Origin of the sequence: Synechococcus sp. MU1611 (assembly GCF_020514255.1) — a bacterium.
Taxonomy (GTDB): Bacteria; Cyanobacteriota; Cyanobacteriia; order PCC-6307; family Cyanobiaceae; genus Parasynechococcus.
This window is the reverse complement of record NZ_VTLC01000004.1, coordinates 48528-74516: the sequence shown is the minus strand read 5'-3', so window position 1 is coordinate 74516 and position 25989 is coordinate 48528. Positions and strand designations below refer to the sequence as shown.

28 protein-coding genes and 1 tRNA gene are annotated in these 25989 nt (G+C 58.5%); 14 read left to right on the top strand and 15 right to left on the bottom strand.

Translation table 11 applies throughout. The annotated features are described in order from the left end of the window. Positions 1-15: 15 nt before the first annotated feature. Positions 16-3192, bottom strand: coding sequence for a glycoside hydrolase family 15 protein (locus tag FZZ92_RS09205; RefSeq protein ID WP_226423147.1), 3177 nt, complete (start codon positions 3190-3192; stop codon positions 16-18). A gap of 48 nt (positions 3193-3240) precedes the next feature. Here FZZ92_RS09205 and FZZ92_RS09200 point away from each other — a divergent pair, with 48 nt between their 5' ends. Continuing rightward, the gene (locus FZZ92_RS09200; RefSeq protein WP_226423053.1) at positions 3241-3975 is read left to right on the top strand and encodes a WecB/TagA/CpsF family glycosyltransferase; all 735 of its coding nucleotides are present in this window, start codon (positions 3241-3243) and stop codon (positions 3973-3975) included. A 4-nt stretch (positions 3976-3979) separates the two neighbouring features. Here FZZ92_RS09200 and FZZ92_RS09195 read toward each other — a convergent pair whose 3' ends face one another. Continuing rightward, positions 3980-4123 (bottom strand): photosystem II reaction center protein K, encoded by a 144-nt coding sequence (locus FZZ92_RS09195; RefSeq protein WP_025362038.1) that lies wholly within the window; start codon positions 4121-4123, stop codon positions 3980-3982. 31 nt (positions 4124-4154) lie between these two features. Continuing rightward, entirely contained in the window at positions 4155-5273 is a 1119-nt protein-coding gene (tgt, locus tag FZZ92_RS09190; protein WP_226398374.1) for a tRNA guanosine(34) transglycosylase Tgt, read from the bottom strand. A 29-nt stretch (positions 5274-5302) separates the two neighbouring features. Here tgt and cobS point away from each other — a divergent pair, with 29 nt between their 5' ends. Beyond that, positions 5303-6073, top strand: coding sequence for an adenosylcobinamide-GDP ribazoletransferase (gene cobS, locus FZZ92_RS09185; protein ID WP_226398375.1), 771 nt, complete (start codon positions 5303-5305; stop codon positions 6071-6073). Here the strand turns inward: cobS and FZZ92_RS09180 are convergent. Continuing rightward, entirely contained in the window at positions 6033-7154 is a 1122-nt protein-coding gene (locus FZZ92_RS09180) for a sensor histidine kinase KdpD (protein WP_226423146.1), read from the bottom strand. The genes cobS and FZZ92_RS09180 overlap by 41 nt on opposite strands. 382 nt (positions 7155-7536) lie before the next feature. On the opposite strand from FZZ92_RS09180, the gene FZZ92_RS09175 reads away from it, so the two are divergent. Next, positions 7537-7905 (top strand): DUF3155 domain-containing protein, encoded by a 369-nt coding sequence (locus FZZ92_RS09175; RefSeq protein ID WP_115024930.1) that lies wholly within the window; start codon positions 7537-7539, stop codon positions 7903-7905. On the opposite strand, the gene FZZ92_RS09170 is transcribed toward FZZ92_RS09175, so the two are convergent. Beyond that, on the bottom strand, positions 7906-8478 hold the full coding sequence (locus FZZ92_RS09170) for an alpha/beta hydrolase (protein ID WP_226423052.1): 573 nt from the start codon (positions 8476-8478) through the stop codon (positions 7906-7908). Between the two features lie 56 nt (positions 8479-8534). On the opposite strand from FZZ92_RS09170, the gene purH reads away from it, so the two are divergent. The 4 genes from purH (at position 8535) to FZZ92_RS09150 (ending at position 11586) form a co-directional block, all read left to right on the top strand. Further along, positions 8535-10097, top strand: a complete 1563-nt coding sequence (gene purH, locus FZZ92_RS09165) for a bifunctional phosphoribosylaminoimidazolecarboxamide formyltransferase/IMP cyclohydrolase (RefSeq protein WP_226423051.1) — start codon at positions 8535-8537, stop codon at positions 10095-10097. Positions 10098-10152: 55 nt separating this feature from the next. After that, positions 10153-10611, top strand: coding sequence for a DUF4079 domain-containing protein (locus FZZ92_RS09160; protein WP_166015632.1), 459 nt, complete (start codon positions 10153-10155; stop codon positions 10609-10611). Between the two features lie 168 nt (positions 10612-10779). Beyond that, the gene (locus FZZ92_RS09155; protein ID WP_226423050.1) at positions 10780-10926 is read left to right on the top strand and encodes a hypothetical protein; all 147 of its coding nucleotides are present in this window, start codon (positions 10780-10782) and stop codon (positions 10924-10926) included. A 450-nt stretch (positions 10927-11376) separates the two neighbouring features. After that, positions 11377-11586, top strand: coding sequence for a hypothetical protein (locus FZZ92_RS09150; RefSeq protein WP_226423049.1), 210 nt, complete (start codon positions 11377-11379; stop codon positions 11584-11586). A 71-nt stretch (positions 11587-11657) separates the two neighbouring features. Here the strand turns inward: FZZ92_RS09150 and fldA are convergent, their stop codons facing one another. Continuing rightward, on the bottom strand, positions 11658-12227 hold the full coding sequence (fldA, locus tag FZZ92_RS09145) for a flavodoxin FldA (RefSeq protein ID WP_370631265.1): 570 nt from the start codon (positions 12225-12227) through the stop codon (positions 11658-11660). 264 nt (positions 12228-12491) lie between these two features. Here fldA and FZZ92_RS09140 point away from each other — a divergent pair, with 264 nt between their 5' ends. Further along, a complete protein-coding gene (locus FZZ92_RS09140; protein WP_226423048.1) occupies positions 12492-12698 on the top strand; it encodes a hypothetical protein in 207 nt (68 codons plus the stop codon). Positions 12699-12702: 4 nt separating this feature from the next. Here the strand turns inward: FZZ92_RS09140 and FZZ92_RS09135 are convergent, their stop codons facing one another. Further along, positions 12703-13104 (bottom strand): hypothetical protein, encoded by a 402-nt coding sequence (locus FZZ92_RS09135; protein WP_226423047.1) that lies wholly within the window; start codon positions 13102-13104, stop codon positions 12703-12705. Between the two features lie 538 nt (positions 13105-13642). Beyond that, positions 13643-13966: a hypothetical protein gene (locus tag FZZ92_RS09130; RefSeq protein WP_226398380.1), complete on the bottom strand. Its 324-nt coding sequence runs from the start codon at positions 13964-13966 to the stop codon at positions 13643-13645. Between the two features lie 277 nt (positions 13967-14243). Here FZZ92_RS09130 and thiD point away from each other — a divergent pair, with 277 nt between their 5' ends. Then, complete coding sequence (thiD, locus tag FZZ92_RS09125; RefSeq protein WP_370631264.1) at positions 14244-15056, top strand: bifunctional hydroxymethylpyrimidine kinase/phosphomethylpyrimidine kinase; 813 nt, start codon at positions 14244-14246, stop codon at positions 15054-15056. Between the two features lie 22 nt (positions 15057-15078). On the opposite strand, the gene FZZ92_RS09120 is transcribed toward thiD, so the two are convergent. The 4 genes from FZZ92_RS09120 to sfsA all read right to left on the bottom strand — a co-directional run bounded on the left by FZZ92_RS09120 (position 15079) and on the right by sfsA (position 19400). Continuing rightward, on the bottom strand, positions 15079-15687 hold the full coding sequence (locus FZZ92_RS09120; protein ID WP_226423045.1) for a DUF1997 domain-containing protein: 609 nt from the start codon (positions 15685-15687) through the stop codon (positions 15079-15081). 61 nt (positions 15688-15748) lie between these two features. Continuing rightward, complete coding sequence (locus tag FZZ92_RS09115; protein ID WP_115024940.1) at positions 15749-16948, bottom strand: 4-hydroxy-3-methylbut-2-enyl diphosphate reductase; 1200 nt, start codon at positions 16946-16948, stop codon at positions 15749-15751. Between the two features lie 110 nt (positions 16949-17058). Continuing rightward, positions 17059-18531 carry an ammonium transporter gene (locus FZZ92_RS09110; protein WP_226423044.1) on the bottom strand — a complete coding sequence of 491 codons (1473 nt, stop codon included), beginning with the start codon at positions 18529-18531 and terminating at the stop codon, positions 17059-17061. Positions 18532-18635: 104 nt separating this feature from the next. Beyond that, positions 18636-19400, bottom strand: coding sequence for a DNA/RNA nuclease SfsA (sfsA, locus tag FZZ92_RS09105; RefSeq protein ID WP_226398383.1), 765 nt, complete (start codon positions 19398-19400; stop codon positions 18636-18638). A 68-nt stretch (positions 19401-19468) separates the two neighbouring features. Between sfsA and murJ the strand changes: the two genes are divergently transcribed. Further along, positions 19469-21076 (top strand): murein biosynthesis integral membrane protein MurJ, encoded by a 1608-nt coding sequence (gene murJ / locus FZZ92_RS09100; protein WP_226398384.1) that lies wholly within the window; start codon positions 19469-19471, stop codon positions 21074-21076. On the opposite strand, the gene FZZ92_RS09095 is transcribed toward murJ, so the two are convergent. From FZZ92_RS09095 to FZZ92_RS09085, 3 genes are read right to left on the bottom strand one after another with little or no spacing between them, the layout of a single operon-like run. Further along, the gene (locus FZZ92_RS09095; RefSeq protein WP_115024943.1) at positions 21063-21326 is read right to left on the bottom strand and encodes a cytochrome-c oxidase; all 264 of its coding nucleotides are present in this window, start codon (positions 21324-21326) and stop codon (positions 21063-21065) included. The genes murJ and FZZ92_RS09095 overlap by 14 nt on opposite strands. A gap of 27 nt (positions 21327-21353) precedes the next feature. Continuing rightward, positions 21354-21644, bottom strand: coding sequence for a DUF3181 family protein (locus FZZ92_RS09090; protein WP_115024944.1), 291 nt, complete (start codon positions 21642-21644; stop codon positions 21354-21356). Between the two features lie 39 nt (positions 21645-21683). Next, positions 21684-21929 carry a hypothetical protein gene (locus FZZ92_RS09085; RefSeq protein WP_115024945.1) on the bottom strand — a complete coding sequence of 82 codons (246 nt, stop codon included), beginning with the start codon at positions 21927-21929 and terminating at the stop codon, positions 21684-21686. An 88-nt stretch (positions 21930-22017) separates the two neighbouring features. Here FZZ92_RS09085 and FZZ92_RS09080 point away from each other — a divergent pair. The 4 genes from FZZ92_RS09080 to FZZ92_RS09065 all read left to right on the top strand — a co-directional run bounded on the left by FZZ92_RS09080 (position 22018) and on the right by FZZ92_RS09065 (position 25985). Further along, positions 22018-22091 (top strand) — tRNA-Arg (locus FZZ92_RS09080). A gap of 94 nt (positions 22092-22185) precedes the next feature. Further along, on the top strand, positions 22186-23475 hold the full coding sequence (gene glyA, locus FZZ92_RS09075) for a serine hydroxymethyltransferase (RefSeq protein ID WP_115024946.1): 1290 nt from the start codon (positions 22186-22188) through the stop codon (positions 23473-23475). Positions 23476-23590: 115 nt separating this feature from the next. Further along, positions 23591-24733, top strand: coding sequence for a glycosyltransferase family 4 protein (locus FZZ92_RS09070; RefSeq protein WP_115024947.1), 1143 nt, complete (start codon positions 23591-23593; stop codon positions 24731-24733). Further along, on the top strand, positions 24726-25985 hold the full coding sequence (locus FZZ92_RS09065) for a competence/damage-inducible protein A (RefSeq protein ID WP_226423144.1): 1260 nt from the start codon (positions 24726-24728) through the stop codon (positions 25983-25985). Before FZZ92_RS09070 ends, FZZ92_RS09065 begins: the two co-directional genes overlap by 8 nt. Positions 25986-25989 lie beyond the last annotated feature (4 nt).

The window sequence follows — 25989 nt, the reverse complement described above, 5'->3', positions numbered from 1 at the left end:
CGGGCCTGACTCAGATCAGACCAGCCCTTCTTGTTCGGCCAGCTCCCGCAACGCCGTGACCTGCCAGCGCCGACAGTCACCGGGAGAAGATCGATAGAACTGCCCCCAGGCCTGGGCTTTCTGCTGCGGGTAGTTCTCAGGACTGAGGGATGGATGACTCTGTTGCCAGCCCACCCGGACGGCATGACCGATCACCACGTCGAGGGCTAGGTCATCCTCGAAGCGCACCTCCGGATTGGCTTCGACAAAGGCCATCAGCGAGAGCAGGCATTCGCTGCAGAGTTGCCTGTATTCCGGTGCTTTGATCCGACTAAGCAGATGGTCGACTTGGACGGCGAAATTGCGTTCGCCGGGTGTTTTCTCAAGGACGAGACGGCTGTTGAGTCGATTGCGCCGTTCCAGCTTGTCGCCGATCACAAGGCCGCGGCAGTGTTGCAACAGGGACCAGATGCCGGCATAGAAATCGCGGGGAACTTTCTGGAATGAGCCCAGACGGATGCGGTGTTGAAGCCAGTCGCCGCCTCCGGGCGTTTCTTCCAATGGGTCGGGAACGGACCACTGCACCCTCCCGCTCACGTGCAGCTGTTCGCCACGTTGCAGGGCTGCCCTGGCATGGTCCACATCCTCGAGCATCGCTCGCAACCGTTTGCGGATGGCGTGGGGTGCTTCGCTGCAGAGGGCTTCAAAGGCCTCGTCCTGACTGAGCATTTTCTCCACGGCCAGCTCCGATGTCAGCAGCAGCATCAGCTGCCCCAGCTGCAGGGTGAGGCTGCCTTTGAGTAGGGCTGGCTCCCGCCGCGCCACGCTGTCGAGGGCGAGCAGGAGTTCCTGTTCGAGCATGCGTTCACGACCGTCGATCCCGCTGGTCGTCTCAATCCGTTCGGCGATGGCAGCGCTGTCCATCGGTTGACGGAGCCTGGAGTCGCCGGTGTAGTTGCGTCCCACCACGACTTGTTTCTGGCGGACGAGAAGATCGGTCAGGGCATCTTCCAGCTGGGGATGCACCATGCCCATGGCGCCGGCACAGCGCCGCACGACATTCCAGTCTTCACATCGCAAGCCCCGTTGATAAACCTCCTCGAGCAGGTTGCTCAGGGCCACCGGATGCCCATCGGGGCTGAGTTGAATCCCTTGAGGTCCGAGACGCCGTTGCAGCAATTCCAGTACTTCGGCTTGTTCATGCAGCAGCCCACTGCTCCAGAGGCGCTGGCTCAACTGTTCGATTGGGGTGTCATCCAGCTCCTGCTCCTCAGCAGCAGTCAGGTCCCGTAGATCGGTGGCGTCGCGCAGCACATGCTGGGGTTGATGGGATGTCGGCACGGGCTTCTGCTGAAGCGGTGGGAGCTGGACCTCTTGCCCCTGATCCACCAGCTGACTCAGGCGGCCCAACCGGACGGGGATGGTTTCAATTACGCCGCTGCCGAGTTGATCGGCAAGTTTGAGGACGACGTCACGGTGCTGATCTAGGGCTGTTTCACGAATGGGAATGACCAGAAGGGGCAGTCCCGCACCCCGCCAGTGCCGTTGCAGCAGATGCAGCTCGTCCACAACGCTCTCCAGCAGCTCCTCAGGGTCATCGGCCAGATAGCTGCTGCGGTCCTCCAGAACCGACGGGGTGAACACGCTGATAGAGCCGTCTTGACGGTAGACGCGAGCGGTGTCCTCAGTTTCCACGCGGTGCCCAGGGCGTCCGCTGAGCTCCAGCCGCGGATTGGTGCCGGCCGCTTTCAGCCGTTGTTTCAGCTCGTCGGACGACAGCACGGGAATCACCGTGGTTGGGTCGATCGGCACCTCTGCAGCCAGTAGTGCGTGGCGCACGGCATCCGTCTCGGGAGCCATCGCCACAAGAACTGCCTCGGCGCCCAGTTGCTTTGGATCCCTGCGCCCACAAGGGTCGATGTCTTCGGGGCGGATTAGATCGTTGAGCAGCATTTCCCCCAGCCAGACGAGGCTTTGGGTCCAGATCAGCGGCAGATTGGTGTTGGCTTCCCGGGCCTGGCTGCCTGGATTAAGCCGTTCCTCGTTGACGGCACTGGCAGGGACTTGATAAAGCTCCGGGTAGAGACGTTCGCCGTCTTGTTCGACCGCCAACGCCTTTAGCTTGCTGTGCAAGCGCTGGGCCTCGTCCGAGCGCCCTTCGCAGCATGCGGTGACCAATTCGAAGGCCAGAAACAACGGCCACTCCGACTCGATCCCCTCAAAGGCGGCGAGCTCCTCAGGTTCGTAGTGCAGGCGGCTGACGTCTTCCACCACCGTCTGGTGACCATCCCGAAGGAAGCGTTTGTAGCCGTAGGCCCCGCCCAGTTCCCGTCGAATGCGACGGCCCGTGCGCTCCACCAGGGCAGCATCTTCAACTGCCCAGGCGGGATAACCAATCACGGAGAGACAGGCACTGTCTGCTTCCTTGCTGGCGGATTCCCGTGGCAGGAGCCCTTGCAGGGCGCGACGCAGGCGCACGATGGCCCCCTGAGGAATCAGCAGGACGCAGCTGCCGTCGCCATGGGGGCCGTAGAGGTCAAGCCCATCAAGCGATTCCAGGGCGGCCTTGGCCATGCCGATTGAGCTCGCATTGCGCTCCGGCAGTCCATGGTTTCCCTTGTCACCGCGTTCCCAGATCCCGTAATCGGAGGTGCGGTAGGCCCTTGAGATGTAGTGCACGAGGTTTTGGAGGAAATCCACCTCGTCACGGCTCTGCACCACTGCGCAACCGCCCTTGGTCAGCTGCGCCAGCTGCAGCAAGAACAGAGAGGTGGCATCCAGTTGAAGATGGCCCCAGGCGTCATCGGCCACCACCGATTCACCGGTGCAGCTGTCGTATTTGGCGTGGAGCGCGTCGAGGGGATGCAGGCTCTCCTTAAAGCGCTCCACTTTCACGGCTTGGCGCATCATCGAGCGCATCAGGCCGCGCATGAGGGCTACCACCCGCTGCTCCAGTTCCCAGGATCGTCGGCTGGTTTGCCCCTGTTGACGGCGGTGGGCCAGGGCCAGTCCCCAAACACACTGCACCGAATAGACGCAGTCCCGCACCCAGGCATCTCCATAGTTGCCATGGATGGTGTGGGCGGTGCTGGCGGGGAGCAGGCCGCTGATCGGGTCCTGCCGATCGAGAACGACCCGTTGGATCGATTGATCCAGACGCTGAAGGTTTGTGGCGTGGTTCTGCGGAAGGGTTTCCGTCGTCGTCACAACCATGCCCTCATCCATCACCACCCCTAAATTCTCCAACGCAGCCCCTCGGCTATGGATCCTGTTAGCACCACTCCCGATGACCGCCGCCGCTGCGAGGTGCTCGGCGTGCCTGTGGATGCCTGCCGCGACGTCTGTGCTGCAGCTCTCGGTCTTCACGCTCGGGGAGGGGGACGCATCGTCACCCTCAATGCCGAGATGACGATGTCTGCTCGGGCGGATGTCTCTCTGGGGCAAGCGATCGGGACCGCTGATTTGGTGATTCCGGATGGGGCTGGAGTGGTCTGGGCTCTTGCGCGTCAGCGGATCCGTGTCGTCAAAACAGCAGGGATCGAGCTTGCCTGGACCTTGCTGAATTACGCAGCAGCCCATCAATGGCGAGTTGCTTTGGTGGGTGCTTCACCTGAGGTGATGGACACGCTGCGGGCGGACTTGCCCCAGCGCATCAGCGGGCTCAATCTTGCCCTCACTGTGGATGGCTATCAATCACCCCAGGCCTGGCCCGGCATTGAGGCTCAGCTCAAGACATTGAAGCCGGATCTCGTTTTGGTGGCCCTGGGCGTGCCGCGTCAGGAGACCTGGTCTGAGCGGGTTTCGTCTGGTCAGCCAGGGCTTTGGATGGGTGTTGGCGGCAGTTTTGATGTCTGGGCCCGCACCAAAAAACGTGCCCCCGGATGGATGTGCCGGATGCAGCTGGAATGGTTGTATCGACTCATCCAGGAACCCTCCCGTTGGCGACGCATGCTTTCGCTGCCGGCCTTCGTTGTGGATGTGATCCGGATGGGTTGAGGGTTCAGCGGAAGCCCACAGAGGCTTGCCAGACAAAGGCAAGCAGCAGGAAGAAGACCGGGATCAACGGGAGGATGTCGATCAGCGGAGAGAAGGCCTGATAGGCCTCGGGCAGCTGTGCCAGCAGGTCGAGGGTAAAGGCGGCCATCCCTTGCATCAAAAAGGCGTTGGGCTGGACGCTACCACGTGTGATGAGCTGGTGAGTCCGGCTCCCAGGGAGCGAAATCCTCTGAAAAACAGCCGTCGTGAATGGCTTGTGCCATGGCGGACGTGAAACGCACCAACTGCGTGATGTTGTGAATGCTCAGCAAGGTGAGGCCCAGAAGTTCCTCGCTGCGAATCAGATGATGCAGATAGGCCCGGGTGTGTCCAGTGCAGGCCACGCAGGAACAGCTCGGATCCAGGGGTGTGTGGTCGTGGCGGAAGCGGGCATTGCGCAGATTCCAGCGTTCGCCGCCTACCAGTGCTGTTCCATGGCGACCCAGTCGGGTGGGCAAGACACAGTCGAAGAGGTCGATGCCGTTGGCCACGGCGATGGCCATCTCGCGCAGGGTGCCGATGCCCATCAGATATCGCGGTTTGTTCGTGGGGAGTAAGGGCGTGACATCCCGCACGATTCGGTGCATCTCCTCCGCGGGCTCACCGACACTGACGCCACCGACGGCGATTCCCGGTAGATCAAAGGAGGCGACGGCACGGGCACTCTCCCGCCGTAGATGCGGGAAACAGCCGCCCTGAACGATGCCGAACAGGGCCTGATCCACGCGTGTGTGGGCTGTGACGCAGCGCTCGAGCCAGGCATGGGTGCGGCGACAGGCATCGATGACGTCGTTCTCCGTCGCCGGATAGGGCGGGCACTGGTCGAAGGCCATGGCCACATCCGCCCCGAGGGCCATCTGAATGCGGGTGGCATGTTCCGGTGTCATGTCGATGGTGCGTCCATCGCGGGGGTTCCGGAACACCACGCCGCGGTCATCGATTTTGTTGAGGTCCCCCAGGCTGAACACCTGAAAGCCCCCGGAGTCGGTGAGCATCGGCCCGTCCCAGCCCATGAAACGGTGCAGGCCACCTGCAGCCGCCACGATCTCTTCGCCGGGCTGCAAATGCAGGTGGTAGGTGTTGGAGAGCACCATCTGGGCACCCGTGTGGCTCAGTTGCTCGGTGCTGATGCCCTTAACGGTCGCCAGGGTGCCCACCGGCATGAAGCGTGGTGTTTGAACCGGCCCATGAGGGGTCGTAAACGTGCCGCACCGGGCTGCTGTATTGGCGCAATGCGCGTTGATCTCAAAGCCGAACAAGGCCGATCTGCCCCTGCAATGAACCTACGGTGAGGGCTGATTGCACCCGTCACGCCATTCCCCGGAGCGCTCCGTCCTGGCTGTCTGATCTGGCGGGAGCCTGGATCTTCTACACGGTGCTGCCCGCATGGCCCTGGCCGCAGCCCTCGTTTCAGCGCATCGCTCGCTTTGCTCCCTGGATGGGGCTGCTGATCGGAGCGCTGCAGGGGCTGCTCTGGGGTTGTCTTTCCGGGTTGGGTTGGCCTCCTGCAGCCTGTGCCCCCTGCGTGGTGGCTCTCGGAATCCAACTCAGTGGTGGGTTGCACCACGACGGCTTGATCGACACGGCGGATGGTCTCGGGGCGCCTGTGGAACGGAGGCTGGAGGCTATGGAGGACAGCCGGGTGGGTGCCAGTGGCGTGCTGGCTCTCGTGATGGTGCTGCTGCTGCAAGTCGCGGCGCTGATCCAACTGGGGCCCCAGGCCCCAATGGTGCTCTGTCTGGCTGCGTTCTGGGCACGGGTGTCACCGCTATGGGCCATGGTGCGGTTCGACTATCTGCGGGTCGATGGAACCGCTGCTTTTCATCGCGACAACGCCAGGCCGCTCTGGGATGCACTGCCCACGTTGCTGGCTGTGGCGCTGCTAGCTGCGCTTGTGGCGCCCCTCCCTCTTCTCTTGGGGGGTGTTGTGGCGATCCTTGTTGCCCAGGGCCTCGGGCGACGTCTGGGGGGGCATACCGGCGACAGCTATGGAGCGGTTCTCGTTCTGACCGAGATGATCACGCTGCTCGGCCTGGCGTTGTTTCTGCCGGCCAATTGAGGATGAACGCATTGCCCTCAGCGGGCAGATCCGGAGCGATCGTGGTTGGCTCCACGCAGAGGCTGAGGTTGCGGCCCTGCCGTTCCGCTAAGGACCGTGCGAGGGCGAGCCCAAGGCCGGTGCCGGCACGGTCTTGGCCGGTTGATCCCCGCGCTCCCCTCTCGAAAATCATCTCCCTCTCCTCGATGGGGATTGGCGGTCCGTCGTCCCAGACGCAGAGCCCGTCGGGCAACAGACACAGGCCCACGCTGCAACCCGCTGGGCTGTAGCGGAACGCATTTTCCAGGAGGTTGGCGACGATTTCTGCAATGGTGCCGTCTTGGGACGGCTGATCAATCCATTGGGGCCACGCTTGCGGCCCCTCCCAGGGGCGGCCCTGCAGGCTTGCTGTCGCTTCCGCTCGCTCCAGCAGAGGCATTAGCAGGCTTCGCATCGTTGCCTCGCCTGCAGCGGGCCCGGGGGGTAAGAGGGTCGGGCCCAGGGTCTCCTGCTGTGGCAAGCGCTGTCGTCCAAGGTCATCCAGAACGTCGATGTACTGGCCCAGTTGCCTTTGCTCCGAAAGCATGCTCTCCACGAGTGGACGGTGGGAGCTGTCAGCTTCGAGGCGCCGCATTAGCAGCTGGGCGTAGGTGCGCAGGGCCGCCAATGGATTGCGCAATTGGTGAACGAGGGTGCGCAGTTGATCGTTTTGTTGGCTCAGTTCCTGGCGGAGTTGCAGGCATTCCAGGTCTCGTCCAAGAGCGTGGCTGATGGCAGCAGCACTGCGCCGCATTCGCTGGTCCAAGCTCAGATTCCAGCTCCGTTGAGGATCCAGATCGGCTCGCAGTGCTCCCAGGATCAATCCGGCATCCTGTAGGGGGTACCAACGCCGACTTTGATGCGGCAGGCGCAGGTACGGGTCGGCGTCGGCGGCGGGAAGGGACCGTTCATTGGCGGACCATTGCCGGATGAGCAGCAAGGGCGGACCTTGTTGATTGGGTGGTGCACTGACGTAAAGCCCTAGATGCTGAATGCCTTCTTTGGCGGTTAGATCAGCCAGCTGTTGGTCTGTGAATTCAAAGAATCGATCGGTGAGTTGCATCAGATCCGGTCGATCCATTCACGTGCTTGAGCAAGCCTGCGGGAGGGGGACTTGAAAAATCTGGGAAAAGTCTTAAGATCCTCCTATCGACCGAGGCGCTGTTCTTTGTGAACAGACGCCCACCATCTCTCACAACGGTTGCATTTGTTGTGCAACCAAAGCTACAGCAGAGGTTGAAGTGTCCTCAGCTGATTCCCGCTTGGGTGTTGGTGTTCTGCCGGCAATTGTGGTGCGCCCGCAATTGCCTCGACGCGGTCCCTTGCGTCTGGCGTTTTTGCGCCGACGGCTATTGACGATTCCGTGGTGATGGTCATTTCGCCGAAACGGATTTCGTCTGTTCTGACGATTCACCCCGTTCTTCCTTTCGTACCGGAGCCCTTCCATGTCCAAGAAGCGCAAGCGCATCAGTCGTCGTCGTCTGGCAGGTCAGCGGGTCTTGGCGCATGTGCCAACCCATCACCTTGAAACCGGTGAGTACAAGCCCGTCACCGCCGCGCGTCGGTACATCGCTGAGGCTGGTTTGGTATCTCCAGCGCTGTTGAACGTGCGCCGGAATGAGCACACCACCGATCGCTTCTTCTGGGGTGAGAAGGGCTTGTTTAGTGCGCAATACGCCGAAGAGAATCATTTCCTCTTCCCGTCGTTGCGCACCATCGTTGATTCCATTGGCGAAGACAAGCTCTTTGAAGGGCTTGAGCTTGGCGCTGATGATTGGGAGGAAATGGAGGAGTACGAGTACGCCTTCGTTTGATCAGGCGCTCTTCAGAACACGCTCGATAAACAGCACGATTGGCTGCACCATCTCATCAGGGATGGTGTGGCCGTTTTTGAATTCCAGGGTCTGGCACTGATCTGATTGCAATTGCGAGCCGATGGTTTGCATGGCCTGGAAAGGCACCACGGGATCTTCAGAACCATGCATCAGTAAAACGGGGGGATGCTGCTTGGGTGGATCCCAGTTGGGATGCGGGTAGCCGCTGCAGCTGATGACCCCTGCCACAGGCAGGGAGCAGCTGCAGTCAAGAGCCATGGCGCCTCCCTGGGAAAAGCCGAACACCACCGTTTGTTCCAGGCCGAGGCCTGACCTGCTCAGGTCTTGCAATTGAGCCTTCAGGAGGTCAACAGCCTGGGGCACGGCGCTCCACTGTGCGGGGAACAAGCCGTACCACTGACGTCCTCCCGGTTGGTCTGGGTGGAGTTCAGGGGCCTCCAGGCACACCACATCAAGCTCCTTCGAGGTTTCACAGGCCAGGCGATCGCCCAGAGGTTTCAGATCATCTCCATTGGCTCCCCAGCCGTGGAGGAGCACCAGCCGGCCATCCATCGGGCATCAACATCACTGATGCGTAGGTTGGCTCACGACCCAGTCACGACCCTTCGATGGCTCCTGTCGCTCTGTTGAGTGTTTCCGATAAGTCCGGGCTGGTGCCTCTGGCGGAGGCCCTGCATCGGACCCATGGCTATCAGTTGCTCTCCAGTGGAGGCACAGCCAAGGTGCTGGAGCAGGCGGGCCTTCCGGTCACCCGTGTGGCGGATCACACCGGGGCTCCAGAAATTCTTGGCGGTCGTGTGAAAACACTGCACCCAAGGGTGCACGGCGGAATACTGGCCAAGCGGGGTGATGCAGCCCATACGGCTGATCTGGAACAGCAGAACATCGCCCCCATCGATGTGGTGGTGGTCAACCTTTACCCCTTCCGAGAAACGGTCGCCCGGCCGGATGTCAGTTGGAACCAGGCCATCGAGAACATCGACATCGGTGGCCCCGCCATGGTGCGGGCGGCTGCCAAGAACCATGCCGATGTGGCCGTCCTCACAAGCCCTGATCAATACGATCGTTTGTTGACCGCCATGGCGGAGTCCGGCGGGAGTGTGCCTTCGGATCTGCGTCGCCAATTGGCCCTTGAAGCGTTCCAGCACACCGCGTCTTACGACACTGCAATCAGCCGCTGGATGCTCGAGCAAAGCTCAGTGGAAGACAGCCCCTGGCTGGAAGCTGCCCCTCTACGCCAGACCCTGCGGTATGGGGAAAATCCCCACCAAAAAGCGCGCTGGTTCAGTCATTCCAAGCAGGGTTGGGGCGGTGCGATTCAGCTGCAGGGCAAGGAGCTGAGCACCAATAACCTTTTGGATCTGGAGGCTGCTCTCGCCACCGTGCGTGAGTTTGGCTACGGAGCCGATGGTGACGCACCGGCTTTGCAACCGGCGGCCGTCGTCGTCAAGCACACCAATCCTTGTGGTGTGGCGATCGGGTCAACGTTGCCTGCCGCATTGACCCGGGCTCTGGATGCTGACCGGGTTAGTGCTTTCGGCGGCATCATTGCCATGAATGGTGTTGTGGAAGCCACGGCGGCCCGTGAAATCACCAGTCTTTTCCTGGAATGTGTGGTGGCACCAGGATTTACGGCCGAAGCGCGGGAGGTGCTTGCGGCCAAGGCGAATCTGCGGCTTTTGGAACTGTCTCCTCAGGCCATCGACGCAGCTGGTCCCGATCATGTGAGAAGCATTCTTGGCGGGCTCCTGGTTCAGGATTTGGATGACCAGGCGATCACGCCGGCAGACTGGACTGTGCCCAGCCAGCGTCCGCCTACACCCCAAGAAAAGCTGGATTTGGAATTTGCGTGGCGCTTGGTGCGTCACGTTCGCTCCAACGCCATCGTGGTAGCTCGGGATGGCCAGAGTCTCGGCGTGGGTGCTGGCCAGATGAATCGGGTGGGATCGGCCCGGATTGCCCTGGAGGCTGCGGGTGATCAGGCCCAGGGGGCGGTGCTGGCCAGTGATGGTTTCTTCCCCTTTGACGACACGGTGCGTCTGGCCGCCAGCCATGGCATCACCGCCGTGATCCATCCCGGCGGGAGCATGCGCGATGGCGATTCGATCAAGGCTTGTGATGAGCTCGGTCTGGCGATGCAGCTCACGGGGCGCCGCCATTTCCTGCACTGATGCTGGTGGGGGGGCGGCGGCCCCCTAGCCTCGCGTCACTGAAGACTCCCCCCTGATGCTCGCCACGCTTCCCTTCAGCCTCAATTTCGCTCATCCTTTAGCGGAGTGGGGCCTGCTCGCTACTGGTGGTTGGGCCCTTTACCTGGGGATCAAGGCCAAGAAAACACGCACTGGTACGCCAGAACAACGCAAAGAGCTGGTGCCGAAAAAGTTTGCCCAGCGCCATTACCTCTGGGGCAGCATCCTCTTAGCGGTGATGACCCTCGGCACGCTGGGTGGCATGGCTGTGACCTATCTGAACAACGGCAAATTGTTCGTTGGACCGCATCTGTTGGTGGGTCTGGCCATGACAGGGATGATCGCTGTTGCCGCGTCGCTCTCACCCCTCATGCAACGGGGCAATCTGATTGCGCGCAAGGCTCATGTGGGACTGAACATGGGCATGCTGACGCTGTTCCTCTGGCAGGCCTTTAGCGGAATGGAGATCGTCAACAAGATCTGGACCAACCGCTGAAGATCCTTCAGAAGGCTGCCCACTGACCGGGTGGGCAGCCCTTTAAATCTATGGCCTGGACAACCCTCCACGTGGAGGGCGAGTTGCACGCCATCTTTTTCTAGGGCCCTGGATTTTTGAATTAAGGCTGAGACAAGCTGCGCTGGGATGTCAGAACAGCGCTAAGAGGTGCTGCCTAAAAAGTTTGGCCAGCGCCATGACCCCCTTGGGCAAGCTCCGGCTGGTGCTGATGATGAGAGGGATAGTCGCCATTACCGCGTCGCTGGATCCCTTGATGCACTCATCAAGGTGTTCGCACGAATGTCGCTGCTGTAGAAGCTGTTTTCCAGAACGTGGATGTCGGTCGAGGGGCTGAATCAGTAATAGCGTTGAGATGATTCGGCTTTATTCTGGCCACTAACGATAAAAATCCTCTCTCTTGAGTGGTGTTTTTCGTTCGTTACTTTTGATGTAAAAAAAATGCAGTTGCTGCAACGACTGCGAGTGGTACTGAAGTAAACAAAAGAAGCGCAATCGCCTTATAGTCTTGATGCATGGTGCAAGAAATTTTTGATATGCTATTTTCTTGAGCCAAGGATTAATTGTTGGATTTTACTTCGCTTTGATTAAAAAGAAATGTCCTGGATCATCTTTTGATGCAAATTATGTTTTATTTGTTCTATTGTTTGTGTTCTCCTGAGGGATATGCATATTCGCATCATTTCGAAGGTTCTCTGTGTCAATGTTGAATGCTGCCATTGATTTAACCCAAATCATGAAGGATCTATGAAAAGCTCTTTGAAAGCCATCATGTTCTACATCTTTTATATTTTAATCTGTGGAGGAGCTCTTGCTCAAGCTGCTCGTGAGTCGACCAAGCAGCCGATTGGATTGTTGGTCGCTGCGATGGCGATGACTCCAGTCATTGTTTCTATTTATGGTGGGCTACCTGTTGATTTTATGAAAGTAAATTTCAGCAGAGTACGTGATGACTGATCGTCAGTTGTTCGGCTAAATTCTAATTTAGCTTTGGTTTAATTGTGTCATGTATGTCGTTTTCCAGATTATTATATATTGACTTCTTGAGTGATTGCCCTTGACCAGGCCTGTAGGCGGTCATCAGTTTTTTCGGATTCATTGTCTTCGTCAATAGGTAATCCACAAAACATTCCATCGATAATACTTTTGGACTCATCAAAAATATATTGGTCAGTTGATACATGGCCGATCATTCGGCCTCCTGCAGATTTGAATGATTTGTAAAGTTCTTCCATGGCATCACAGAAATATTTGCTGAATGCAGCTGAGTCTCCCAGGCCTACTATCGCAATGGGTGTGTCTTTTAGCGATAGATGGGGAATGTTGTCAATGTGTTCGTCCCATGATGTGCCTGATCTTTTAATGTCAGAGCCAGTGTTCCAGGTTGGTGTGCAGCAAATTAACGCTTCAGACTCTTCTAGTTCTTTTGTAAAATCTATTCTGTCAAGATCTTTTAATTCTGATCCTGGTAATAATATCCTTAGCCTTTCTGCTATGTCTTCTGTATGGCCGGTTGCTGATGCATAAACGATAGTAAAGCGCATGAAGCAAATCCCAAGTGAATGGATTATGAACAATTTTGAGATGAGATCAAGCACTTATTTGACGCATCGATGTCATGCAAGCTACTGATGCGTCTGGTTTTTAAGCCTATTCCTGTTGGTGGGCTCAAGAATATGTATTCATATGTGATTGATATCAAGCTGGACGCTTGAAGCGCTAATTTGCTTTTCTCTTTTTGTTCGTGTTTGAGGTTATTCATTTGCTTGCGCTCCCATTTCTTTGAATTTTGTTGGCCATCTAAATGATTGTGTTCCGCGAGTTTGCCTCTATTAGCTGTAATTTATTCCATCAGTCTTGCTGTGGTAATTCTGCTAAAAGATGTGGAGTTTGTCTGCACTCTTGTGGTGATTTTCGTGGTGGATTTTTCCGATTTGCTGTTTATAGAAATGCTCAACTCTGTGGTTTTTGATGATAAATCGGATTGCATTGTCGATGAATCTTGGGCCCTTGGGCTCAAGGCGTCGCTGGGGGCCGTTGCTGGACCATCAGTGATGCGTTCCAAATAACTGGTCAGGTATCACCAAGGCCGTTGAACAGCTCTTTGTGAACAACAAACGTGTGGTACAGCACTGTGCCTGATTCGGGTTCGAGTCGTTCTCCGTCTGCGTTGAAGCCGATACTGCACACCAGATTGCCTGTCCAGCTGATTTGATCCGGGCTTTGACTGACAGACCATTTCAGCATTTGCTGAGACTGTTCAGGCAGTTGCACAGCAATTTTTTCGCAGGCTTTATTGAGACGGTAAAGCGCGGGTGGTTTGGTAGGTAGTGCGAGTGATTTCCTTAGTGAAAGCTCATCGAAGATACCGATGTATCGAATGTGCTCAATGATCTCCAGCTCAGAGGGGTCCAAGCCCGCATTCTCGAGGGCAAGCTCAAAGGCTTCAACATCCAGGTGGGGCCGCTTGATCATGTCGTTTTTCCCTATGGTTTCAGTCGTTGAGGTGACGCATTTAGTAAGCACTACGTTCAATAAGTGCTGCGGCTGAGGAAGGTCATAATGCTGATAATTACGAAATAAAGTGCTGATGTTTCATGTTCGAACTTTTGCGTTTTAACTGTTCCAAAGAGCACGCCCTGAAGTCCAGTGTCCATTCTTGCATCGGATTCTTGGTTTGCAAGGTTGATCAGCAATAAGGCTGGCCTAACTTGCTAAGTGTAAGCGGCAATAATGCTCGAAAGGTTCTGAGCTAAGTGTAGTAATTGGAAGGAAATTTCAATGGTTTGACAAGGCTTTTGGCTTTCAAAAGTTTCTTGAATATGGATTAATTTGAAGTCATGGCTCAGGTCAATCGTGCGGATCGCAAGCTAACGCTTATTCGCTTGAATTTAAAGTAGTATCAGCCATGTCTCATGCCTTCGCATGTATGGCGTAAGTTGATGTCCATGATTTCTGTGATCTTTCCTTTTTGGTAAGTTTTGCGCATGCCTGGACTTCAGCGGGTGCTTTCTCAGTTGCTGATTCTGCGTAATAAATCTGGTTGCCGTTGCATTTCTGTTTTAACTTTCTCAAGCATGTGACTGCTTTTTGTATAAACAACGACCTCTAAATTCTTTACAGCCTGGTGTATTTTCCAGAGGCCAACTTGTATTTCAGAGCGTGCATATGTTACCTGCCATGCGTCTGGGTGAGGTCGGCCGACTTGCTTCACCGTGATCAGGGTCCAAAAAGAGTTGCGGCGCTGCATCGCTTGGTAGCAGTGGCACACCGCGCCATCGGCTTGCTTTGTTCGCTCGAAGCCGATCTCCTGTAATTGATCGCTCCAGTCAGGCATTTTTGAAGGCATGAGCTGTCGACTCCCAACGTGTTCAGTTTGCCAGCTCGTCTGAAGGTGGTAGTTCGACTCGGAATCGAAGTTTCTGTTACGACGATCAGTATTCGTTTTTGCCCTATGGCCGATCAAATTGAGCGAGATGCTGGGCTCAAAGTCGCTAATTTTTTTTTGACGAAATGGCGAGTGGGTTTTGCAAGCGCAAGGGCTGTTGCTGAGGGTGAAACTGATCTTTGCCTAATGTGAATCGGCTGATGTCTGATTTGTCGCAGGTTGATTAATGATGAAAAGCCCGGGGCGCTGCTTGTCGGCGCTGACGATTGGTGGAAGCGATTCGGCTGGTGGTGCTGGTATTCAGGCAGACATCAAAACCTTTCAGCACTTCGATGTTCACGGTGCATCCGTGATCACGTGTGTCACGGCTCAAAACAGTCTAGGTGTCACGCATGTTGAACCCCTCAGTTGTCATTCGGTTGCCCAGCAGATCGAGGCTGTTTTTTCGGATCTCGTTATTCCTGCCTTGAAAACGGGGATGTTGTACTCGCCTGAGCTCGTGGAGGCTGTCGCTGATCCATTGCGATTGTTCGAGGGGTCCACCGTGGTTGATCCGGTGATGGTGTCTCGAGCGGGCTCAAGGCTGTTGAGTGGAGATGCCGTCGCGAAGTATCAACAACTTCTGCTCCCGCTCGCCACGTTGTTGACGCCCAATCTGCACGAGGCTGCTCTTCTCACGGGCCGCGAGATCAATGGCAAGATCGATGTAGAGCATGCGGCTCAGTGCTTATTGGAGCGTGGTCCCCAGGCCGTGCTGATTAAAGGTGGCGGTTTGCCTGAGTTGGCAGGTCAGGATTTTTTCTGTTCGGGTGATGCTCCTGGCGTCTGGCGAACGCAACCCGCAATTACAACTCCCCACACGCACGGGACGGGGTGCACCCTCAGTGCTGCAATCACGGCTGCGCTCGTTCTTGGTTTACCACTCGCAGATGCCGTGATTCAGGCCAAGATCTATGTCAACCAAGCACTGCTCCAGCCGGTTGCCTTTGGACATGGACCTGGATGTGTTGGCCACAGGACCGAAGCTCTGAGCCAGTGAGCTAAGCCCCATCCCTGCTGCTTTAAAAGGCTGCCCGTTGACGGGGTGGGCAGCTCAGACCATGGCTGGCATGGAAATCTTCTTGGACCTTCCATGTCAGCCGACGCGAAATCTGTCGAACGATCTGTTTCAGCAGATGGTCACCGCTGCTCTGAACCAACTGATCCGGCAACATCGAAATCACTTTGGGTAGCCGGATCCAGACCTTGAGATCAAGGTCCCATTGCACTGAGGTCTGCTCTTGTTCAGGGATCAGTCGCATCCCAGCGCGGAAGTCGACGTCATAGTGATTTCGCAGTGCGAGGGTCTGCGGCACCGTGCGCAATGTTTCGATCCGGTACATCCCTTCCTGTTGCGGCAGCAGTCTCAGAGCAATCGTTGGCTCCACTTCGAAGCCGAAGTTTCCGAATCGCCCCAGGGTCAGGCTGTAGGACTGCAGGTCGATGGCTTCGACCTGCATTGGACTGGCGCAACGCTCAAACCAGCTTTGGTGGTCATCCAGGTAGCGCGCCACGACTGTTTGGGGAGCCAGCATCTGCATCGAATCCTCGAAGTGGCTGCTGTAGCAGCGCACCTGGGGGTCGGCACCGTGAAGCTGATTGTCGGTTTCAGTGGGCGACAAGACAGTCACGGATAGGGAGCTGCCGACGATGGGCGGATTAAAGATGAACCAATGTAAAGCTCCTTGCGATTCAGTTTTCGCTCAATTGCATCAGTTTTTCGATCACCTCTTCCACAGCCCGGTCTGGGGTTGAGGCACCGGAGGTGATTCCCACCTTGACGGGTCCTTCAGGAAGGAAATCGCCTTCACGACAGAGCTCGGCGGAAAGGGGTTTGTGCTCAATTGAATTGCTGCCGACGTCAATGCGCTCGGGCGTGTCGATGTGGAAGGAGCGGATGCCGCGGCTGATGGCGATTTCCTGCAGGTGGGTGGTGTTCGACGAGTTGAAGCCACCGATTACCACCATCAGGTCCAACGGTTCATCCACCAGGGAGAACATGGCGTCCTGACGCTCCTGGGTTGCGTCGCAGATGGTGTTGAAGGCCAGGAAGTGATCGTTGAGCTGGGTGGGGCCGTATTTGCTCAACATCGTTCGCTCGAACAGGCGTCCGATTTCCTCCGTTTCGCTCTTGAGCATTGTGGTCTGGTTGGCCACACCCAGGCGTTCGAGGTCTCTGTCGGGATCGAAACCAGGGGAGCACGCTTTGGCAAAGCGTTCGATGAAGGCATCGCGGTTTCCGTTGCCGAGGATGTAATTGGCGACGTACTGGGCTTCTTCCAGATCCAGCACCACCAGATAGGTACCGGCAAATGAGCTCGTGGCGAGTGTCTCCTCGTGCTTCACCTTGCCGTGAATGATCGAGGTGAAGGTGTGCTTTTTGTGTTTCTCCACGGTGTTCCACACCTTGGAGACCCAGGGACAGGTGGTATCAACGATGTGACAGCCCCGCTCATTCAGCAACTGCATTTCCTGAACGGTGGCGCCAAAGGCCGGAAGGATCACCACATCACCGGAGGTGACACCGGAGAAATCCTTCACCCCTTGTTCAACGGGAATGAATTGGACATTCATCTCTCTCAGATGATCGTTCACAGAGGGGTTGTGAATGATCTCGTTCGTGATCCAGAGACGCTCGCTTGGGTAGTGCCTGCGGGTCTCGTAGGCCATTGCCACGGCACGTTCGACGCCCCAGCAGAAACCGAATGCTTCAGCCAGTCGAACGTCGAGCCGACCGTGTTCAAGCCGATAGCCGTTGTCCCGAATCGTGCCGATCAGACCGCTCTGGTAGGCCTGTTCGAGGCTTTCTGCCACTTCCTCGGCACGCCCGAAGCCTCGCCGGTTGTAACGCTCGGAATGATGGAGGGAGCGCTTGAAGGCGTGGGTGTCCATGGGGTGCGCCGGTGTGGGGTAACTCTATGTGGCCTGAAGCTGCGATCCAGGCAGCAAAAAAGCCCGGCCGATCGGCCGGGCTTGAGATCAATAACTGTGCCTGAAAGGAATCAGTTGTTGATGGTGGAGAAACCGGCGTAGGCCTCCATGCCATGTTCGCCGATGTCCAGGCCTTCGGTCTCCTCCTGTTCGGTGACGCGGATACCACCGAAGAGGGCGCCGATGATCTGCCAAGCGATGTAGCAGGTGACCACAGTCCAGATGGCGTATGCAGCGGTACCCAGAGCCTGGATGCCGAGCTGCTCAACACCACCGCCAACAAGCAGGCCGAGAGGTGAGCCGTCGCCCTGGATGTCATAGCCCCAGAGGCCAATCACGAGCGTGCCCCACACACCGCACACACCGTGCACGGAGAAGGCTCCCACGGGATCGTCAATGCCTGCGGCATCGAGTGCAGCGACGGAGAAGACGACGATGATGCCTCCCACCAGACCTGCTACCCATGAGCCTGCCAGGGTCAGGTTGCCGCAACCAGCGGTCACGCTCACCAGGCCGGCCAAGATGCCGTTGATGATCATGGTCAGGTCAGGCTTTTTAGAGGTGATCGTGGAGATCACCGTGGCACCGATGGCACCGCCGGCAGCGCCGAGGGTGGTCGTGACGGCCACATAGGGAACCCACTGGTCCATGGCCAGCTGGGAACCTGGGTTGAAGCCATACCAGCCGATCCAGAGGATCAGAGCGCCGAGGGTGGCGATGGACATGTTGTGGCCAGGGATGGCCTGCACCTTTCCATCGACGTATTTGCCGATGCGGGGTCCAAGTAGCATGGCGCCGACCAGGCCGGCCCAGGCACCAACGGAGTGCACAATCGAGGAGCCAGCGAAGTCAATGAATTCGACATTGCCCACGCTGTTGAGCCAGCCACCGTTCCACTCCCAGCTGCCAGCAACCGGATAAATGAAGGCAGTGAGGACGAGCGCGAAGATCACGAACTCACCAAACTTGATGCGCTCCGCCACAAGGCCGGAAACGATCGTTGCAGCTGTTCCGGCGAAGGCTGCCTGGAACAGGAAATCAACGGTGGGGACCAGGCCGGCATCGCTGATGGTCTCAGCGGTGACGGTTGGATCGAAGAAGAATCCTGCGAAGTACAGCCAGCCGTCGATCGCGGCATCGCCATACATGAAGGAGTAGCCCACGAACCAGTAGGCGGTCACCGCGAGGGCGAACACGAACAGGTTCTTGGCCAGGATATTGACGGCATTCTTTTGCCGACACATGCCTGCTTCAACCATGGCGAAGCCGGCGTTCATGAAGATCACCAGGATGGTGGCGACCAGAAGCCAGAGGTTGTTGGCCAGAAAAGCTGCGGAGAGTTCAGGTAGCTCTTCGGCTTTGGCAGACAGCGTGAAGATGCCCAGACCCATAAGCGCCAAGGGCGCACAGGCGAGCCAGGTCATGGCGCGGTTGGAGCTGAAGCCACGGATGCTCTTGAGAAGCAGCATCGGGCCTTCCAGGAGGCTTGCCTCTTGGAGTGTTTTGCGCCGCCGTTCTGGAGGCGCGTGGAATGCAGTTGTCATGAACGAGGGTGCAGAGCTGCGAGACACGTCTGGAATGTTCCCAGACGAACCAAACCAAGCTGCCTGGGGGAAGCCCCCTTCCATGTTCGATCTGCTACCAAAAATCAAACTGGTCTAACTGGGCGCACTCCCTGCCAATGCACCGCGTCGGCGGCAAAGCTGAAACAGCACGGCACAACTTCCACGCCGCTGCCGGTGGATTGGCGAAACAGTTCTCCGTAGCGCGGATCAGCACTGTCGCCGGGAGCAAAGTCGTTCACATCTGGGCGACTGAGGCAGGGCACGAGCACCGCCCGAGCTTCCGGAAGCACACCCATGAGCTCGATCAGATGCTTTTGGCCCCGCTCGGTCACCGTGTCAGGGAATAGTGCGGTTCTGCCGTCGGTCCAGGTTGTGTTCTTCACCTCTAAGTAGATCAGTCGTTGATCGGGGTTCTGTTCTGCCGGGGTCAGAAGGAGGTCAATCCGGCTGCGCTTGTTTGTTCCGTAGGCCACCTCTCCGCGGATTCCCGCAATCGCACCGAGTTGAGTGTCCAGACACCCCGCTTCGATCGTGGCCCGAATCAAGCGGTTTGGGAGGGCGGTATTAATGCCGACCCAGCAGGGTTTTCCCTCTGCACCTGGAACTTCGGCTTGTTCCCAGGTCCAGGCCAGCTTGCGTTTTGGAGAGGGTGCGTGGCGGAGACGCACCCGTTGGCCAGGGATCAAGACCCCCGTCATTGGACCGGTGTTGGCGCAATGGGCCGTGACGGTCTCACCACTGCTCAGTTCCACATCGGCGAGAAAGCGTTTGTAGCGCTTCAGCAGCACGCCCTCCGTCAGGGGTTCAAAACGCAGCAGGGCATCGCCCGGAGAGGGAAGGCCAGTCATGGCAGCAGCCGAGATCTGCCCATGGTCTCGTGCGATGCATTCACAATGCGCCCAGTGCTGGGGGCGGAATGGCGCGTTCACTCAAGGGGATCGCATTGGTGGTGACCCTTGGCACCCTGCTGAGTAAGGTGGGTGGCCTCATCCGGCAGCTGGTGATCGCAGCGGCCTTTGGGGTTGGTGCTGCCTATGACGCATACAACTACGCCTATGTGCTGCCTGGATTTCTTCTGATCCTCCTCGGGGGGATCAACGGCCCTTTTCACAGCGCCATGGTGAGTGTTCTCAGCCGGCGCCCCCGGGCTGAAGGGGCTCACATCCTTGCTGCTCTCAACACCAGCGTCAGCGCTCTGCTTTTGCTGGTCACGATCGTTCTGGTGCTGGCGGCGGATCCCCTGATCACCCTGGTGGGACCGGGTCTGGCACCCGATCTTCACGCCATCGCCAGGGTTCAGCTGCAGGTCATGGCACCGATGGCGCTGTTGGCCGGACTGATTGGGCTCGGCTTCGGTTCCCTCAACGCCGCAGATGAATTCTGGATTCCGGCGATCTCACCGCTGATGTCCAGCGGGGCCTTGATCCTGGGTGTGGGACTTCTGTGGTGGCAGCTCGGTGCTGACATTGCCTTGCCGTCCGCCGCCATGACCGGGGGTGTGGTGTTGGCATTCGCCACGTTGGTGGGGGCTTTATTGCAGTGGTTGATCCAGCTGCCGGCTTTGATCCAGCAGGGGTTGGCTCGGTTCCAATTGGTCTGGGACTGGCGGCATCCCGGCGTGCGAGAGGTCTGGCGTGTGATGGGGCCCGCGACGCTGTCGTCCGGAATGCTTCAGATCAATGTGTTCACGGATCTGTTTTTCGCCTCTGGAATCGTCGGTGCGGCTGCGGGTCTGGGGTACGCCAATTTGCTGGTGCAAACGCCGCTGGGCCTGATCTCGAATGCACTCCTGGTGCCCTTGCTGCCCACCTTCGCCAGGCTCACGGCGCCGGCCGATCGACCGCAGCTGATCGAACGGATCCGGCAGGGGCTCATGCTTTCCACCGCATCGATGATTCCTCTCGGCGGTCTGTTCATCGCCTTGGGTGGTCCCATCGTCGCCCTGGTCTACGAGCGTGGAGCCTTCGATGCGACAGCGGCTCAGCTGGTGACGGGTTTGCTGATGGCCTACGGCCTTGGCATGCCGGCCTACCTCGGTCGGGATGTGCTGGTGCGTGTCTTTTATGCCCTCGGCGATGGGACGACGCCCTTTCGGCTCTCGCTGGCGGGGATCGGTCTGAACGTGGTTTTTGATTGGCTGTTGGTGGGTGGCCCGACCCCTTGGGGGAATCAGTCGCCGTTCAATTTCGGAGCGCCCGGGTTAGTGCTCGCCACGGTCGCCATCAACCTGCTCACCTGTCTTGCCTTGTTGTTTGCTTTGCAGCAACGGATCTCAGGCCTCCCATTGCGGCGCTGGGGGCTTGATCTTTTGCGGTTGGCCATCGCTGGTGTGCTGGCCGCAGGCGCCGCCGGGATTCTGTTGGCCGTGGTGAGCTGGCCTTCAGGAGTCGTGGGCTTGCTTCTGAAGGTGTCTGCACCTGGCCTGCTGGGTCTGCTGCTGTTTGCCTTGATCGGTGCTCAATTCAAGGTGGCGGAGGTGCGTGAGATCACGCAGCTTTTGGTGGGTCGATTCAGGTCTCGCTGAGACGAATATCACGCTCTTCACGCACCTGGATAGGAAGTTCCAACTGTTCGCGACCCACGAGCTGTGGTCCTTGAACAGAAACGATCCGTGCTTCGATCCCGAACTCCTTGAAGGCGGTTTCCAGTTCCTGAATCAGGGCCTTTTCGACCTGGGCCTCTGCATCGACCACCCGTCCAATCAGCCGTTCACCCAGTCGGCCGATGCGCTGGCGAACGACGTCTCTCGAGTTGGTGACTTCAATGATCAGCACACCAACCGCGGCGGATGGACTGCAACCTTATCCGCAGTAAGGCTCAAGGATCTCTTCGAGATCACGGAGCTGGCTGGGGGGAATGAGTTTGGCGAGGGGGAGCTGACTAGCGCCTCCTGCCAGCGGAACCTTCACGGCGTCGAGCGCCTGCCGAGCAGCGACTTCAGCTCCTTGATTAACGCGAGCACTGCATTCGATCGCGAGGGCGGAGGCCAGCTCGGCATCGCCGAGGTAAAGATGCCAGCCGCTGATTTGAACGTAAAGGCGATCAGCTAAAGCGCTTTGAAGGTCCTGCAGATCGCTGGCGGAAAGGGACATCGGCCCAGGAGGAGCGAGGGGGATGCCTCCATGCTGGCGTTATTCCTCTGGCTTGGGTCGCTGAAGAATTACCCAAATCAATTGGCCCAGCCACAAGGTTGCCCAGAGTCCGGTGACCCAGGTCAAGCTCCCCGGAGGAAAGGGATGGCGCATCTCCTGCAGGAACCAACTGCCACTGTTCACCGCGGCGAAGATGCCGCCGTGAAGGCATAGGTTCACAATGCGCTCGAAATGCCGATAAGTCGGATCCTCAGGGTTAGCGGGGCCATACCAGCGGATCGGCATTGCTCGGGCACAGAAACACCTGAATCCTGGCGCGGCCGGGGCCCGGTTGACGAGCGGACCCTCGATGGGGTCTGATGGTTCCACGCCAGCGCTTGTAGCTCAGCGGATTAGAGCATCTGACTACGGATCAGAGGGTCGGGAGTTCGAATCTCTCCAGGCGCGTTTCAACTGCCCCCATGGGCAGTTTTTTTTTGGTTGATCGCTCAGCCTGATCGCTGTGGTTTCTTACGATTGGTCAAAGCTTTACTGACATTTCATGGGCCAGGCTTCTGGACGCGCCATCGACGCTGATCTGGCTCAATCGGATCCGGATATTGCTGCGTTCATCAACCAGGAACAGCAGCGTCAGGAAACCCACCTTGAGCTGATCGCATCGGAGAACTTTGCGTCCCGCGCGGTGATGCAGGCTCAGGGTTCTGTTCTGACCAACAAGTACGCCGAGGGGCTGCCCAGCAAGCGGTATTACGGCGGTTGTGAGCACGTTGATGCCATTGAGGAGTTGGCCATCGAGCGGGCCAAGCAGTTGTTCGGGGCTGCATGGGCCAATGTGCAGCCCCACAGCGGGGCCCAAGCCAACTTCGCCGTTTTTCTGGCCCTGCTGCAGCCCGGGGACACGATCATGGGGCTCGACCTGTCCCATGGCGGTCATCTGACCCATGGCTCTCCGGTCAACGTCAGTGGCAAGTGGTTCAACGTCGTTCAATACGGCGTCGATAAGGAGACCCAACGCCTGGATATGGAGGCGATTCGGCAGCTTGCTCTGGAGCACAAGCCCAAGCTGATCGTTTGTGGCTATTCCGCCTATCCGCGAACGATTGACTTCGCTGCGTTCCGTGCCATCGCGGATGAAGTGGGTGCCTATCTGCTGGCCGATATGGCCCACATCGCCGGCCTCGTGGCTGCTGGCGTCCACCCCAGTCCCGTGCCTCACTGCGATGTGGTGACCACCACCACCCACAAAACCCTTCGCGGCCCCCGTGGTGGTTTGATTTTGTGCCGCGATGCTGATTTCGCCAAAAAATTCGATAAGGCCGTTTTCCCCGGCAGTCAGGGCGGCCCTTTAGAGCACGTGATCGCGGCCAAGGCTGTGGCTTTTGGTGAAGCGTTGCAGCCTTCGTTCAAGGCTTACAGCCAGCAGGTGGTCGCCAATGCGGCGGCCCTAGCCGAACAGCTGATTGCCCGCGGGGTCGATGTCGTCAGTGGTGGCACCGATAATCATGTGGTGCTGCTTGATCTGCGGTGCATTTCGATGACAGGAAAAGTGGCTGATCTGCTGGTGAGTGATGTGCACATCACGGCCAACAAGAACACGGTTCCCTTTGACCCCGAATCACCCTTCGTCACCAGTGGCCTGCGGCTGGGAACTGCTGCACTGACCACGCGCGGTTTTGATGTTCAAGCCTTCCGCGAGGTCGCTGATGTAATTGCCGACCGTCTTCTGAATCCAGAGGATGACGCGATTCGGCAGCGTTGCCTGGACCGTGTGGCTGCTCTCTGTGAGCGCTTCCCGCTCTACGCCGACAGCAAGCAGCCTGTTCTGGCTTGAGGTTCGGCCCTTCCACTCGAAGCAGCTTGGGTGGGTTTTGCTGTGCGGGTTGCAAGCTCTTTAGGATTGGGTTTACTCCTTCTGACCGGGGGACCGTCTCTTTCCCGGAGCTTTTGTGAATCTCTTGGCCAGCCCTATTGCGGTTGCCTCGGTCAGTTTTCTTCTGGCCGCGGTGATCACCACGGTGCTGGTGCCCCGGGTGCGACGGCTGGGTCTTCGCTTCGGGTGGACCGATCAGCCCGATGAGCGCAAGCAGCACATCACCCCCATGGTGAGACTTGGGGGGGTTGCCATGGTGCTGGGTTTTTGTCTGGCCTTGGCGGCGGTTTGGTCGATGGGGGGCTTCGGACTGCTGGCTCCGGCAAGGGATCAACTGATTTGGAGCACCCTGGCCGGTTCGCTCTGCTTTTTTCTGATCGGCTTGGCGGATGACCTCTTCGCCCTTTCCCCGTGGCCTCGGCTGGCTGGGCAGGTCGCCGTGGCTTGTGCGGTTTGGAGCCAGGGCGTTCGGATTGGAGCAATCGATCTCCCCTGGCTCACCGCTTCCGCAGGTCCGATTGCCTTGCCGGACGGCCTCAGCCTTCTGGCAACCGTTGTTTGGCTGGTAGGGATTACCAATGCCATCAACTGGTTGGATGGCCTTGATGGCCTCGCCGCTGGGGTTGCTGGCATTGCCGCTGTCGGACTGGTGTCCGTCAGCTTTTCGCTTCATCAGGTGGCCGCTGGATTCCTGGCCGCTGCACTGGCTGGCTGCTGCCTTGGTTTCTTGCGACATAACTTCAACCCAGCCCGGATTTTCATGGGCGATGGGGGTTCCTACTTCCTCGGGTTCACCCTCGCTGCCGTCAGCATCGTGGGACCCGCCAAGGGGCTCACAACCGTCAGCTTGCTGCTGCCGCTCCTGATTCTCTCGCTGCCGCTGGCCGACATGTCGGCCGTGATCATGGGCCGGCTGCGGGAAGGCCGCTCTCCCTTCTATCCCGACCGCCGTCACCTCCATCACCGTTTGCTTCGCGCCGGGTTCAGTCATCGGCGCACGGTTCTGTTGATCTACGTCTTCACCCAGTGGCTCGCAGCCCTTGCCCTGGTAGTTGCCAACGCTGAGATGCGCTTCCTCTGGCTGGCTCTCGCCACAGCCATCCTGGTGGCCACGGTCGTGATTAGTCGGCGTCAGCTGCAACACGAGCGGGCCCTGATGAGCACCACGCCGCGTGCCACACCCGTAGACCCTGCTGCCCTTGGCAAGCCGCGTGGCTGAATCGGGCGTTGAAGTTCTGTGTGTGGGCACGGAGTTGCTGTTGGGCGACATCCTTAATGGCAATGCCCGATGGATCGCTGAACAGTTGGCTGGTTTGGGGTTGCCGCATTACCGCCAGACGGTCGTCGGCGACAACAAAGACCGCTTGGTTTCCGCCGTGCGTGAGGCGTCGCAGCGTTGCAGGGTTCTGGTGACGACAGGCGGTTTGGGCCCCACGCCGGATGACCTCACCACAGATGCCCTGGCTGCTGCCTTCGAGACTCCTCTGGAGGAACGTCCAGAGCTCTGGCTGGAGATCCAGCGGAAGTTATCAGCGGGAGGCCGGCCGGTGGCTCCCAGCAATCGCAGCCAGGCTTTTCTCCCCCGCGGGGCTGAGGTTCTTCCCAATCCAAAGGGCTCGGCTCCCGGGATGATCTGGTCGCCGCGACCGGATTTCACCATCCTCACCTTTCCGGGGGTGCCCTCGGAGATGCAGGCAATGTGGACGGAGACGGCCGTCCCGTGGCTCCAAGAGCATGGTGGTGCCACCGGGATATTTGTTAGTCGTCAACTTCGCTTCAGCGGACTTGGTGAATCCGATCTGGCCGAGCATGTTGCGGATCTGTTGGCCTCCACCAACCCAACGGTGGCTCCCTACGCCTCCCTCGGAGACGTGAAATTACGGCTCACAGCCTGTGCCCCGAGTGCCGATGCTGCAGCTCAGATGCTGGTGCCGCTTGAAGCGGAGCTGCGGCGCCGTACGGGAGATCACTGCTACGGCGTGGATGAGGACAGCCTGGCGTCGGTGGTGATCAGCCTGCTCAAACAACAGGATCAGTCTCTGGCGGTGGCTGAATCCTGCACCGGAGGCGCACTGGCGGCGGCTCTCACGGCTGTTGCAGGCTCCTCATCGGTTTTTCAGGGTGGCGTCATTGCCTACAGCAATGCGGTGAAACAGGGCCTGCTTGGGGTGTCGACGGATCTGCTCATGACCCACGGCGCTGTCTCGCAGCCAGTGGTCGAAGCGATGGCCCGGGGAGCCAGGGAGCGCCTGAATTGTGACTGGGCGATTGCGGTGAGTGGAATTGCCGGGCCTGGAGGTGGAAGCGCCGAGAAGCCTGTGGGCTTGGTGCACCTTGCCTTGGCCGGCCCCCATGGTTGTGAGGCTTGGGTGCACCGCTTCGGTGAGCGCCGTGGCCGGGCGGCTATTCAGAGGTTGAGCGTGATCCGCGGCTTAGACCGTCTTCGTCTTCGCTTGCTCGCTCAGGTTTAGGGTC